This window comes from Mycobacterium xenopi (assembly GCF_009936235.1).
Taxonomy (GTDB): domain Bacteria; phylum Actinomycetota; class Actinomycetes; order Mycobacteriales; family Mycobacteriaceae; genus Mycobacterium; species Mycobacterium xenopi.
On record NZ_AP022314.1, the window covers coordinates 3201111 to 3213573 of the forward strand.

13 protein-coding genes are annotated in these 12463 nt (G+C 65.9%); 7 read left to right on the forward strand and 6 right to left on the reverse strand.

Annotation, left to right across the window (positions count from 1 at the left end; all coding sequences use genetic code 11):
* Positions 1-109: 109 nt before the first annotated feature.
* Together sigB and ideR are read left to right on the forward strand one after the other, a co-directional pair.
* Complete coding sequence (sigB, locus tag MYXE_RS15055) at positions 110-1069, forward strand: sigma-70 family RNA polymerase sigma factor SigB (protein ID WP_003919108.1); 960 nt, start codon at positions 110-112, stop codon at positions 1067-1069.
* Between the two features lie 125 nt (positions 1070-1194).
* Entirely contained in the window at positions 1195-1887 is a 693-nt protein-coding gene (gene ideR / locus MYXE_RS15060; protein ID WP_003919109.1) for an iron-dependent transcriptional regulator IdeR, read from the forward strand.
* Between the two features lie 3 nt (positions 1888-1890).
* On the opposite strand, the gene MYXE_RS15065 is transcribed toward ideR, so the two are convergent.
* The gene (locus tag MYXE_RS15065) at positions 1891-2946 is read right to left on the reverse strand and encodes a DUF4192 domain-containing protein (RefSeq protein ID WP_003919110.1); all 1056 of its coding nucleotides are present in this window, start codon (positions 2944-2946) and stop codon (positions 1891-1893) included.
* Positions 2947-3051: 105 nt separating this feature from the next.
* Complete coding sequence (locus tag MYXE_RS15070; protein WP_174893205.1) at positions 3052-3477, reverse strand: trypsin-like serine peptidase; 426 nt, start codon at positions 3475-3477, stop codon at positions 3052-3054.
* A gap of 199 nt (positions 3478-3676) precedes the next feature.
* Between MYXE_RS15070 and MYXE_RS15075 the strand changes: the two genes are divergently transcribed.
* From MYXE_RS15075 to MYXE_RS15085, 3 genes are read left to right on the forward strand one after another with little or no spacing between them, the layout of a single operon-like run.
* Positions 3677-4642 (forward strand): proteasome assembly chaperone family protein, encoded by a 966-nt coding sequence (locus MYXE_RS15075; RefSeq protein WP_003919112.1) that lies wholly within the window; start codon positions 3677-3679, stop codon positions 4640-4642.
* A gap of 34 nt (positions 4643-4676) precedes the next feature.
* A complete protein-coding gene (locus tag MYXE_RS15080) occupies positions 4677-5699 on the forward strand; it encodes an alpha/beta fold hydrolase (RefSeq protein WP_003919113.1) in 1023 nt (340 codons plus the stop codon).
* 34 nt (positions 5700-5733) lie between these two features.
* Positions 5734-6420 carry a PhzF family phenazine biosynthesis protein gene (locus MYXE_RS15085; RefSeq protein ID WP_085193760.1) on the forward strand — a complete coding sequence of 229 codons (687 nt, stop codon included), beginning with the start codon at positions 5734-5736 and terminating at the stop codon, positions 6418-6420.
* 17 nt (positions 6421-6437) lie between these two features.
* Here the strand turns inward: MYXE_RS15085 and MYXE_RS15090 are convergent, their stop codons facing one another.
* From MYXE_RS15090 to MYXE_RS15100, 3 genes are all read right to left on the reverse strand, one after another.
* Complete coding sequence (locus tag MYXE_RS15090; protein WP_003919115.1) at positions 6438-6923, reverse strand: peroxynitrite isomerase; 486 nt, start codon at positions 6921-6923, stop codon at positions 6438-6440.
* Between the two features lie 46 nt (positions 6924-6969).
* On the reverse strand, positions 6970-7434 hold the full coding sequence (gene nrdR / locus MYXE_RS15095) for a transcriptional regulator NrdR (RefSeq protein WP_003919116.1): 465 nt from the start codon (positions 7432-7434) through the stop codon (positions 6970-6972).
* Positions 7435-7590: 156 nt separating this feature from the next.
* Entirely contained in the window at positions 7591-8049 is a 459-nt protein-coding gene (locus MYXE_RS15100; RefSeq protein ID WP_039889478.1) for a LysM peptidoglycan-binding domain-containing protein, read from the reverse strand.
* A 239-nt stretch (positions 8050-8288) separates the two neighbouring features.
* On the opposite strand from MYXE_RS15100, the gene lexA reads away from it, so the two are divergent.
* Positions 8289-8984 carry a transcriptional repressor LexA gene (gene lexA / locus MYXE_RS15105; RefSeq protein ID WP_085193757.1) on the forward strand — a complete coding sequence of 232 codons (696 nt, stop codon included), beginning with the start codon at positions 8289-8291 and terminating at the stop codon, positions 8982-8984.
* Positions 8985-9001: 17 nt separating this feature from the next.
* Here the strand turns inward: lexA and MYXE_RS15110 are convergent, their stop codons facing one another.
* Entirely contained in the window at positions 9002-10933 is a 1932-nt protein-coding gene (locus MYXE_RS15110) for an LGFP repeat-containing protein (RefSeq protein WP_050947626.1), read from the reverse strand.
* A gap of 342 nt (positions 10934-11275) precedes the next feature.
* Between MYXE_RS15110 and MYXE_RS15115 the strand changes: the two genes are divergently transcribed.
* The gene (locus tag MYXE_RS15115; protein WP_085193755.1) at positions 11276-12463 is read left to right on the forward strand and encodes a TerC/Alx family metal homeostasis membrane protein; all 1188 of its coding nucleotides are present in this window, start codon (positions 11276-11278) and stop codon (positions 12461-12463) included.

Here is a 12463-nt window from a genome sequence, read left to right on the forward strand (position 1 = left end):
TCGGCGCATTCGCGCACGTCAACCGGTGTGAGATAGCCCGCCGGTGGGAACTCATCACGTGGGTTGGTCGTTGGACCACATGACAGTTCAAGCCGATCGGGAGGGCGCTATGGCAAATGCCACCACAGGCCGGGTTGACAGCGATCTGGATGCTCAGAGCCCAGCCGCGGACCTGGTGCGCGTGTATCTGAACGGCATCGGCAAGACGGCGCTGCTCAATGCCGCCGACGAGGTCGAGCTCGCCAAGCGCATCGAGGCCGGGCTTTACGCCCAGTATCTGCTGGAGACCCGGAAGCGCCTCGGGGAGAACCGCAAGCGGGAACTGGCGATGGTGGTCCGCGACGGTGAGGCGGCGCGCCGGCATTTGCTGGAAGCCAACCTGCGGCTGGTGGTGTCGCTGGCCAAGCGCTACACCGGCCGCGGCATGCCGCTGCTGGACCTCATCCAGGAAGGCAATCTCGGCCTGATCCGTGCGATGGAGAAGTTCGACTACACAAAGGGATTCAAGTTCTCGACGTATGCCACGTGGTGGATCCGCCAGGCCATTACTCGTGGCATGGCCGACCAGAGCCGCACCATCCGCCTGCCGGTTCACCTGGTCGAGCAGGTCAACAAGCTGGCCCGCATCAAGCGGGAGCTGCACCAGAACCTGGGCCGCGAAGCCACCGACGAGGAGCTGGCCGAGGAATCTGGCATTCCGATCGACAAGATCAACGATCTGCTGGAGCACAGCCGGGACCCGGTGAGTCTGGATATGCCGGTCGGTTCCGACGAGGAGGCTCCATTGGGCGACTTCATCGAGGACGCCGAAGCGGCGTCGGCGGAGAACACGGTCATCGCCGAGCTGCTGCACACCGACATCCGCAGCGTGCTGGCCACCCTCGACGAGCGCGAGCAACAGGTGGTTCGGTTGCGCTTCGGGCTGGATGACGGGCAACCGCGGACGCTGGATCAAATCGGCAAGCTGTTCGGTTTGTCGCGTGAGCGGGTCCGCCAGATCGAGCGCGAGGTGATGGCCAAGCTGCGCCACGGCGAGCGCGCCGACCGGCTGCGCTCGTACGCCAGCTAGGAACACCGGCTGACACGAGCAAAGATGCCCGCCGCGGGTCGCGGCGGGCATCGTGTTGCCGTTGAGTGTTCGTAAACCATTCCCGCAGCTCGGCAAGTAGACTCGGCGGCGATGGAGGGTGCGGAATGAACGAGCTGGTTGACACCACCGAGATGTACCTGCGGACGATCTACGACCTCGAAGAGGAGGGCGTGACGCCGCTGCGCGCGCGGATCGCCGAACGGCTTGAGCAGAGCGGTCCGACCGTCAGCCAGACCGTGTCGCGAATGGAGCGCGATGGGTTGCTGCGGGTGGCCGGCGACCGGCACCTGGAACTCACCGAAAAAGGCCGCGCGCTGGCTATCGCCGTGATGCGCAAGCACCGGCTGGCCGAACGGCTGCTGGTCGATGTGATCGGGTTGCCGTGGGAGGAAGTGCACGCGGAGGCCTGCCGGTGGGAACACGTGATGAGCGAAGACGTCGAACGCCGGCTTGTGAAAGTGCTCAACAACCCGACCACGTCCCCGTTCGGCAACCCGATTCCCGGGCTGAAGGACCTTGGTGTGGGACCGGGTTTCGGCGCCGAGGACGCCAACCTGGTGCGGCTGACTGAATTGCCGTCGGGCGCGCCAGTGGCCGTGGTCGTCCGCCAGCTCACCGAGCACGTCCAAGGCGATATCGACCTGATCACCCGACTCAAGGACGCGGGCGTCGTACCCAATGCACGCGTGACCGTGGAGACCAACCCTGGCGGCGGGGTGACCATCGTGATACCGGGTCACGAAAATGTGACACTGCCGCACGAGATGGCACACGCCGTCAAGGTCGAAAAGGTCTAACCGTCACACCGCGCGCCGACCGAATGCTCGCCGCGGCAGCCGCACGCCGAGCCGCGCGGCCAGCCGGTAACCGGTAAGCGCCAGTTCGCGAATCCGCTCGGGCCGCAGACCTGACTGCAACGCCTGGTCGAGCATGCCCGCCATCCGGTGGCCGGGTGCGCAGCGCAGTGCCGCCTCCAGCGACACGCCGGCCAGGGGGCCGTCGCCGCGGGCGTAGGCACTGAACGCCAGCAGCACCAGCGCTTCGACCCGCCAGGGTTCGGGCAGACTGCGCGACAACACCGCCCACAAGCACTCCGCCGCGGCCGCGTCGACACCGATGGCAAGGGCATACATCGTGTCGCGGACCTGCACATCGCTCAGCGCACAACCCAGCCTGGCCAGCTCCAATATGGACAGCTGGTGTGCGTCGGCAACACGCGCCGCCGCGTCGACCAGCTCCTTGATGTCGCGACGTGCTGTGGCGTCGGGATCGCCGCGCTGCGCCTGCTCACGTGACGCCGACTGCTCGGCGATCGCTGCCGCCAACTCGGCGCTGTCCGCCGTGTCGTCGACCGCGATGACGGCCTGCAGGTCGGCCCGGCGAGCGTAGAGTCGCCGCCCGTCCAGCACGGCAGCCACCGCCAGCGGCGACGACGACGGATCATCGACGACACCCGCGGACCCACAACCGTCGACGCAGCGCCAGCGTCCACCCGCGGCCACCCGATCCACCACATGAGCGGCCCATAACACGATGTCGCGTTGCGACAGCGCGTCGTTGAGCGCTGTACAGAGTTCGCGGTATTCGTCCGCGCACACCGGGCAACGGGCCCCATCGGCGTCGACGATCACCGCGATCGCGGCCTCGGGCGAAGCCGCCGCGGCGACCTCGGCGAGCTGCCCGACCCGCTCGGCAAGATCAGCGGACAGATCGACACGCATCACCGCGCCCATTTCGCCGCCGTCGATCGACACCAGAACCAGCGATTTTTCCGGCACGAAACCGAGGACGGCCGGTAACGCGGCTATCAGCGTGCCGGGACGATCGAGTTCAAAGTCGGATCGATGTGTCGTCATGGGCCACACGCTGGTCTGCAGCACCGTCAACCGGCAGGCAAGCGAGGTCGCCCAGCGGTGCGGCTGTGGATGAATTCAGCACTGTGGGTCGAACTGGTTGCCTGCTCAACGGGCCGCTGATCGGGCTGCAATCGCGTAGTCGGCGTGCGGATCACGGCCGGCGATCCAGCGCGGATCCAGATAGACCGCGTCAACGGTCCAGGTGTCGTCGGGCGCGGTATGCCCACCGAAACCCGGGACGAAGGTCGGCTGGGTGCCGCCGCCTAGGCAGTGCGCGGCGGTCAGCACCAGATCACCCCCGACCGAGTCGAGCACGGACCCTGTGCAGGTATGCAAGTCACCGCCGGCCAAGAAGAAGGCGCCCACCCGCGGGTCGGGCGCGACCGGACCGGCGACGACACGCGCGACGGGGTGGCTGGCGCGCATCTCCCGCACCCTGGAGGTGACCGTGGGACTTGCCGGCGGGCCGCAGGCCGACAGCAGCAACGCCAGGCTGACCGGTACAACCCCCATCACCGCCATGGCCCGCATCGGTGTACATCATGCCCGAGGCGTCGCCGACGACCCGGACCCGACACCAGCATCGGGGTATGGAATGCTGCCCCAGGCCACCGCGTTTCGAACATACAGGCGGGCTAACTAGTGTGCTGAATTAGATTCTTGGCACCCGTCGATTTGAGGGAAACTGGTGACGTGGCGCGATTCAGCGCCGTGGTGAGGAGGCACAACGATGGCCGACGAACACAAGCAGCCCTACCAACCCGAGCAAACGGGGATGTACCAGCTTGAGTTGCCGGCGCCGCAGTTGTCGTCGCCTGACGGTCGAGGCCCGGTCTTGGTGCACGCGTTGGAGGGCTTCTCCGACGCCGGTCACGCGATCCGACTGGCCGCAGCCCATCTCAAGAATTCCCTGGACACCGAGCTGGTGGCATCGTTCGCGATCGATGAGCTGCTGGACTACCGCTCGCGCCGGCCGCTGATGACGTTCAAGACCGACCACTTCACCGACTACGACGATCCCGAGCTGAGTCTGTATGCGCTGCACGACAGCGTCGGGACACCGTTTCTGCTGCTGGCCGGCATGGAGCCGGATCTGAAGTGGGAGCGTTTCGTCACCGCGGTGCGCCTGCTCGCCGAGCGGCTGGGGGTGCGGCAAACCATCGGCTTGGGGACGATCCCGATGGCGGTCCCGCACACGCGGCCGATCACGATGACCGCGCACTCCAACAACCGTGAGCTCATCGCCGACTTCACGCCGTGGATCGCCGAGGTGCAGGTTCCCGGCAGCGCCTCGAACTTGCTGGAATACCGGATGGCCCAGCACGGCCACGAGGTCGTCGGATTCACCGTGCATGTCCCGCACTACCTGGCCCAGACCGACTACCCGGCCGCGGCCCAGGCGCTGCTGGAGCAGGTCGCCAAGACAGGCGCACTCGAGCTCCCGCTGACGGCGCTGGCCGAGGCGGCAGCCGAGATCCGGGCAAAGATCGACGAGCAGGTTGAGGCCAGCGCCGAGGTGGCTCAAGTGGTGGCCGCCCTGGAGCGCCAGTACGATGCTTTCGTCGCCGCACAGGAGAACCGGTCACTGCTGGCGCGCGACGAAGATCTGCCCAGCGGTGACGAACTCGGCGCGGAGTTCGAGCGGTTCTTGGCCCAGCAGGCAGAGAAGAAACGCAAGGACGACGACCCGAGCTGAGCGTCCGGCCCGGCCCGACGACGGAGTTGGCGACATGAGCAAGCGGAAGCCCCACCTCCGGCCGGTGCGCGAGGTGACGCCGTCACTCCAATTTCGCACCATCCACGGCTATCGACGGGCGTTCCGAATCGCCGGCTCCGGGCCGGCGATCCTGCTGATTCACGGGATCGCGGATAACTCCACCACGTGGGAAATGGTGCAGGCCAAGCTCGCACAGCGTTTCACCGTCATTGCGCCCGATCTGCTCGGCCACGGCCAGTCCGACAAACCCCGCGCCGACTACTCGGTGGCCGCATACGCCAACGGCATGCGGGATCTGCTCAGTGTCCTCGACATCGACCGGGTCACCGTGGTGGGTCATTCGCTCGGCGGCGGGGTGGCTATGCAATTTGCTTACCAGTTCCCGCAATTGGTCGAACGGCTAGTCCTGGTCGCCACCGGCGGCGTCACCAGGGACGTCAACATTGTCTTGCGCTGGGCGTCGTTGCCCATGGGCGGTGAAGCTCTGGCGTTGCTGCGGCTGCCATTGGTGCTGCCGTCGCTGCAGATCGCCGGACGTGCTGCGGGAAGGCTGTTCGGATCGACCGCCCTGGGCCGCGACCTGCCGGACGTGCTGCGAATCCTGGCCGACTTGCCTGAGCCCAAGGCGTCGTCGGCGTTCACCCGCACGCTGCGGGCAGTGGTGGATTGGCGCGGCCAGATGGTGACCATGCTGGATCGATGTTATTTGACGAAATCCGTTCCAGTGCAAATCATTTGGGGAACAGATGACGTGGTCGTGCCGGTCAGCCATGCGTGGATGGCGCATGCGGCGATGCCCGGCTCACAGTTGGAGATCTTCGAAAACTCCGGGCATTTTCCTTTTCACGACGATCCCGACCGCTTCATCGAGGTGATCGAGCGCTTTATCGATACGACCGAGCCGGCCGAATACGACCAAGACATGCTCCGCGAAATGCTGCGCACCGGCGGCGGCGAACGCACCGTCTCCGGCCCGGTCGGAACCCGCATGGCGGTACTCAACGCCATCGGCGCCGACGAACGCAGCGCCACCTAGATCACCCGCGGCCGCCACGTCGTACAGTCAGCCCATGGCGATCGACGTCACGGTGCTACGCGTGTTCACCGATCCTCAGGGCAACTTTGGAAATCCCCTGGCTGTTATCGATGCCAGCACCGTGGAACCGCGGCGTCGACAAAGCCTGGCACGCCAATTAGGTTACAGTGAAACGATTTTCGTCGATGTGCCCACACCGGGCTCGACCACCGCACACGCGCGCATCTACACGCCCCTGACCGAGCTTCCGTTCGCCGGCCACCCGACTGTTGGCGCTTCGTGGTGGCTTCGCGAGCAGGGCATGCCGATTCGCACCCTGCAGGTACCGGCCGGCATCGTGCAGGTCAGCTACGTCGGTGAACTCACCGCGGTCAGCGCACGCTCGGAATGGGCGCCCGAATTCGCCATCCACGACCTAAATTCGCTCGAGGAGCTTTTCGCCGCCAGCCCTGCGGACTACCCCGACGACGTCCAGCACTACCTGTGGACCTGGACCGACCAGTCTGCCGGACTGGTGCGTGCGCGGATGTTCGCCGGCAATGTCGGTGTGCCCGAAGACGAAGCGACCGGAGCGGCGGCTGTGCGGATCACCGACTACCTCAGCCGCGACCTCACCATCACCCAGGGCAAAGGCTCGGTCATCCAGACCACCTGGAACCCCGAAGGTTGGGTTCGAATCGCCGGCCGCGTCGTCAGCGACGGTGTAATGCACGTCGTGTGAACACCACCCAAGCCCGGTCATCCCGTGCGGCGCAACACCGCGGTCAGGTGGTCCTGCAGCGGCTGCCCGACCGCACCCATCCGCACCGAATACCGCAGCTCGTCGCCCTCGACGCGGAAATGCCGGCCCAGTGCGGTGACTTCTTTGGCAGTCGGCGTGAGCCCGATCGCCGACGAGGCCATCTCGATGTCGATGACATCACCGGTCGTCGAGTAGGTGCCCACCTCGATTTCGGTGATCCCACTGGGATGGGCCAAGACCAGCTCCACCCGGCCCGGCTGCGGCACGCGAAGGTACCCGGTTTCGGCGTGCAGCGGCGCGCCGTCGGCGAGCGCCTTGGTTTTTTGTCCGTAGCTCAGAAAAGGCTTGCCGACGTGAGAGAACACCACCTCTTCGAGATATTCGAACGGTTCGATCGTCGGATACTTGCCCGAGCCACGACCCGCCCAGGTGCCCAGCAGCGGCGCTAATGCTTCGAGGTCGGGGTGTAGCTCAGCAGGCATGCCGCAAGCCTAACGATGAGGTGTTGGGGGCCCGGTCCACGGCCGCTCAGTTCGGCGCGGACACCTTGCGGTGTGCCCGCAGCGCCTCGATCTCCCGCTCGAAGTCGTCGGCCGAGGTAAACGACCGGTACACCGATGCGAACCGCAAATAGGCCACCTCGTCGAGTTCACGCAGCGGACCGAGGATCGCCAAGCCGACTTCGTGACTGGGGACTTCCGGCGACCCCTTTGCGCGCACGGTGTCTTCGACTTGCTGGGCGAGCAGATTCAGTGCATCGTCGTCGACCTGGCGGCCCTGACATGCCCGGCGCACGCCGCTGATCACCTTTTCCCGGCTGAACGGTTCGGTGACGCCGCTGCGCTTGACGACAGCCAGCACCGCTGTCTCCACGGTGGTGAAGCGCCGCCCACATTCCGGGCACGACCTGCGGCGCCGAATCGCCTGGCCTTCGTCGGTCTCTCGGGAGTCGACGACCCGGGAATCAGGATGGCGGCAGAACGGACAGTGCATGACCGCTCCTTCGTCCTGCCGGCAGATCTCAAACCACTTCGAGATTACCTGCGAGCTCCGCGCCAGGGCCACGACCGCCGTGCGCGGCAGATTTTCACCGCCACCACCACCGACGCCCGTTGGGCCCGCGCTGGTTTCGCGCTGCATCGCGGCGCGTCAGCCGACCGGGGCGATCAGCGTTTGGCCCGCGGTCAGCGTCGCCGACCGCAGGTCGTTCAGCTCCCGGATGCGCTGGACGACCTGGCCGACCGGAGCGTCGGGCGCCACGCGGGCGGCTAGGTGCGGCAGCGTCTCGCCGGCATCGACGCGCACCACCGCGAGCCGAGCCGGCAGCGGCCCAGGCTTGGCACCATCGACCGTCTCGCCGAAGTGGGCGATCACCCCCAACCACAGGGTGATCAATGCGGCCAGCAAGGCAAGGCCCACCGTCGTGGCGGGCCCGATCGGACGCCGGTGATGTGGCGCCGTGGACATCCACATCCCGGTTCCGCGGTAACGCGGCGGAGCAACCCGCGGGCGGGGCGGTCCAGGTCGTCGCCCCGCGTCCGGGCAGCCCGCCCGCGTTGGCCTGCCCGAATGCCCGATGGTCGGCCGCGTTGCCTGGATGAGCGTCATGGGGTCCTCCCGTCCTGTCATGGTCGATCGCATGTTCGACTGTATTCGCTCGTGCGTTCGATTTGATGCAAATCTCCGAACGCGTGATCGAATCGTTGCGAAGCCATTGAACTGTAAGCGATGGCACCGACAACTTCCCGAGCCATATCGCGGGTGCTCCGACCGGCAAGGCAACACGACGCGACACGTGTCGAACAAATGTTTGAGGATCGGTCGATATCGGGCTACATTAAGGGGCTATGAGCGATAGCACCGACACCCCCACCGGCATCGGCCGCCGCGCGCGAGCTGCGGATTCAGCGCTGACCGAGCGGCAGCGCACCATCCTGGAAGTCATCCGCGCCTCGGTCACCAGCCGTGGATATCCGCCGAGCATCCGCGAGATCGGTGACGCGGTAGGGCTTACGTCGACTTCGTCGGTGGCTCACCAGCTGCGCACGCTTGAGCGCAAAGGCTATCTGCGACGCGACCCGAATCGCCCGCGGGCGGTCGACGTCCGCGGAGCCGACGACTCCGCAGCGCCTGTTCTCACCGACGTTTCCGGCTCGGACGCCTTGCCCGAACCGACATTCGTCCCCGTGCTGGGCCGCATCGCGGCGGGTGGGCCGATTCTGGCCGAGGAAGCCGTCGAAGACGTGTTTCCGCTGCCGCGTGAGCTGGTCGGTGAGGGTGCGTTGTTCTTGCTGCGGGTCGTCGGCGACTCGATGGTCGACGCCGCGATCTGCGACGGCGACTGGGTGGTGGTGCGCCAGCAAAACGTGGCCGACAACGGCGACATCGTCGCAGCGATGATCGACGGCGAAGCCACCGTCAAGACGTTCAAACGCACCGGCGGTCAAGTCTGGCTGATGCCGCACAATCCGGCATTCGACCCGATCCCCGGCAACGACGCCGCGATCCTGGGCAAGGTCGTCACCGTCATCCGCAAGATCTGACATAGTCCAGGCCCCGCCTAGCGGGCCTTGATGAAGCCGTTGGCACGGGCGACTTCTTCGCTGGCGAACCAGAGTTCGGCGAAGGCGTCGTCGTAGAGTTTGCTGTCGGGCGTGTAGTAAAGGCCGAAGCTGGCATTGCCCTTGACGGGATACCCCTCCGGCGCCTCACGCGGATCCTCCAGCGGAAGATGGATCGTGGGCTTGGCCGCAGTCCGCGCGTCGGCGTCGTCGGTTTCGACGGCCGCATGCCGTCCCGTCGTGCGCACCTGGGCCTCCGACGGAATGCGGGTGGGGGCGGTGTCGACCGCGTCGGGGTCGTCCACACCGATTTCGTCCTCGAAGCGCGCGGGTGCCCCGCCCGCAGGCTCGGTGCCGGCCGCTCGTGGCGCTGCGTATCGCGCACTGGGCATCCGATCCGTGCTGGGCGCCGGCTGATCCGGTGCGGCCACCGGCTGGGGATGACCCGGCATCTGCGGGTACCCCGGGGCGAACGGTGACAAGCCGAGGTCACGCCCGGGCTCAATCGCCCACTGGTCGTCGGTGGTCGGCACGGATGCGGGGCGCGGGGGTTCAACATCGCGGGCGGTTTCCCGGCTAATGGCGCGTCGAGCGGCGACCCTGCGCCGACGCGCCCACAGCGTCGCCGACACCAGCAGACCCGCCACGAGCAACGCCGGGACCACTACCGCTAGCCACCACCAGCGCCAGGTCGTTTTTCCGCCAGCGGGCATGACGGGTCGGCTCGGCTGGGTTTGGCCCGGCGCCTGCAGACCTGACAGCGACGACGCCAGGCTCGGCGGCTCGGCGGCATAGGTGTTCGTGGCGCGGTTCCAGGAGATGGTGCCGCCGGTGAATTTCTGCGAGACCACGTCACCGTTCACCGTCTGATCGCCAACCGGCGCGCCGAGCTTGCCTTTCGCGCCGCCGAGCTTGTCCCACGCGGCTTTCATCGCGCCGCGCACGACGAAGGCACCGTGGGCCGGTGTCCAGAAAATCACCGGCTTGTCCGCGGCGGAAAAAGTGCTGATGCGACTGGCCGGCTTGATGCCGCCGTCGGTTTCGTTTGCCGTCGGGAAGCCCAGGTCGCTGCCGACTGGCCCGCCGAGTGACTCGTATTTCGCCAACAGGTCGCCTTCTACGGCGTTGGCCCCGGTGGCCGGGCTGAAAAAGACCTTCCCGCCGACGAAGTTCTGGGCTACTCCGTTGTCGCCCACCGGGTATTGTCCGCCTTGCTTGGCGCCCAGTGGACCTGTCGCTCCACCGGCTGCGCGCCACGCTGTGTTGATCGCCGCCGTGGCATCGATGGGCACCTGAAGGCCGGTCAGTTGCTGCGCCAACTCCGGTGGAACCGTGGTGAACACCTTCGTCATCCGGTTCCATGACACGCGTCCGCCGCTGAACGACTGGGTCGCGTTTTCGCCGTCGTAGGTTTCGTCGCTGACCGGAACGCCCAGCGGCCCGCCCGAGCTGCCGAGCTTGTCCCACGCGGCGTTCATGGCGCCGCGCACCACGAACGCGCCGTGGGCAGCCGACCAGAAGATCACGGGCTTGTCGCTCGCGGAGAACGTGCTGACCAACGTGTCCGGTCCGGCCAGGCCAGGTACTTCGCTAATGGTCGGGAAGCCCAAATCGCTGCCGGCCGGTCCGCCCAGTGATTCGTATAGGTCCAGAATCGGCCCATACAACGATCTGGCCCCGGTCGCGGGCGTGAAGAAGATTTTGCCGCCGGCGAAGTCTTGGACGAAGCCGTCGCCGACGGCATAGACCTGGCCCTGCTTGGGGCCCAGACGCGAATCGGCGCCACCGCCAGCTTCCCATGCCGCGGTGATAGCGGCGTCGGCGTCGCTTTCCGGCGACGCCACCGCAACCGGCGCCACCGCCACGGGCACTACCGCGGCGGCCAGCGTCAGCACCGCACGGCCCACGAGCCCGCCTCGCCGCATCGTCATCGGCCCTCCCTGACCGCGGCTCTTGCTAGATCTCGCGGGCGCCAATTGGGGGGATTCCTCCTCACGCAGGTCCGCATCATTGTCGCGCCAGAACGCCTTTTTAGCACCCGACCGCAATTGCGAAGTCACAGTACAGACATTACGGAAAGAGATACCCAGCCGATGTCGAAATGATGCACGCCATACCGGTGTCGCGGGCGTGGCCGGTACATCTCGCGCGCAGATTGCGTTACCGTCCGGGATTGGGGCTTCACTCCGCAAGGCTGGGTTCGCCACGTCCCGGGGACGTCCCGATCCGAGGCCGAAGACCGTGCGACACATGCCGGGAGGAATAGGCACCACATGGGCGTTTCCGCATTGGTCTGGGGCCTGACCATCGCAGTCGTCGTCGCTTTGGCGTTATTCGACTACCTTTTCCACGTCCGCAGGTCACACGTGCCGACTGTGCGCGATGCCGCTATCTGGTCGGCCGCCTATATCGGCGCGGCGATTGTGTTCGGCGGCGTGGTGGTAATGGTTGGCGGCGCCACGATGGGCATTGAGTTTTTCGCATGCTATCTCAGCAACGAGGCGTTATCGGTTGATAATTTGTTCGTTTTTCTGGTCATCATGGCTAGCTTCGTGGTGCCTCGGACCGCTCAGCAGAAAGCGTTGTTGTTCGGCATTGTTTTCGCGCTAATCACGCGCACCGGATTCATCCTTCTCGGTGCGGCGTTTGTCAGGATTTTCGACTGGGCGTTTTACTTCTTCGCAGTGGTTTTGCTGGTGACGGCGGTGGTCCTTGCCAAACCCGAGGCAGCCGAGCGCCGCGCCGCAGATACGCTGGTCATTCGCATCGCCAAGCGGTTCTTGCGCACCTCGCACAACTACGACGGCGACCGCTTGTTCATCGTCGAGAACGGCAGACGGGTGATGACGCCGATGCTGCTGGTGATGACGGCCCTTGGCGGCACCGACCTGCTGTTCGCATTCGACTCAGTGCCAGCGCTGTTCGGCCTTTCCCGAAACGTTCACCTGATATTCGCCGCCACCTCTCTTTCGCTGCTGGGCCTGCGCCAGCTGTATTTCCTGATCGACGGGCTGCTCTACCGCCTGGTCTACCTGTCCTACGGATTGGCCCTGATACTTGCGTTCATCGGCGTCAAACTGACGCTGCAAGCGTTGCGGGAGAACAACATTCCGTTCATCAATGGCGGCAAGCCGGTTCCTGTGGCCCAAGTGAACACCACCGCGTCGTTGGCTGTGATCAGCATCATCCTGCTCCTCACAACGGTGGTGTCGTCGCTGTCGATGCGAGGACGGGCCCAAAACGCCGTAGCACGCGTCCGCCGCCACGCGAGCGAATACCTCGACCAGCGTTACGAAACGGATCCGGCCGAACGGGAAAAGATCTTCGCCCAGCTACTTGACGAGGAACGCCAACTATGCGCGCTACCAAGCAAATACAAAGCCCATATCAGCCAGGAAGACGACCTGATCAAGCTGCTGCGTCAAGCTCATCAGGCTCACGACACGCGCAATCCGCGCTGA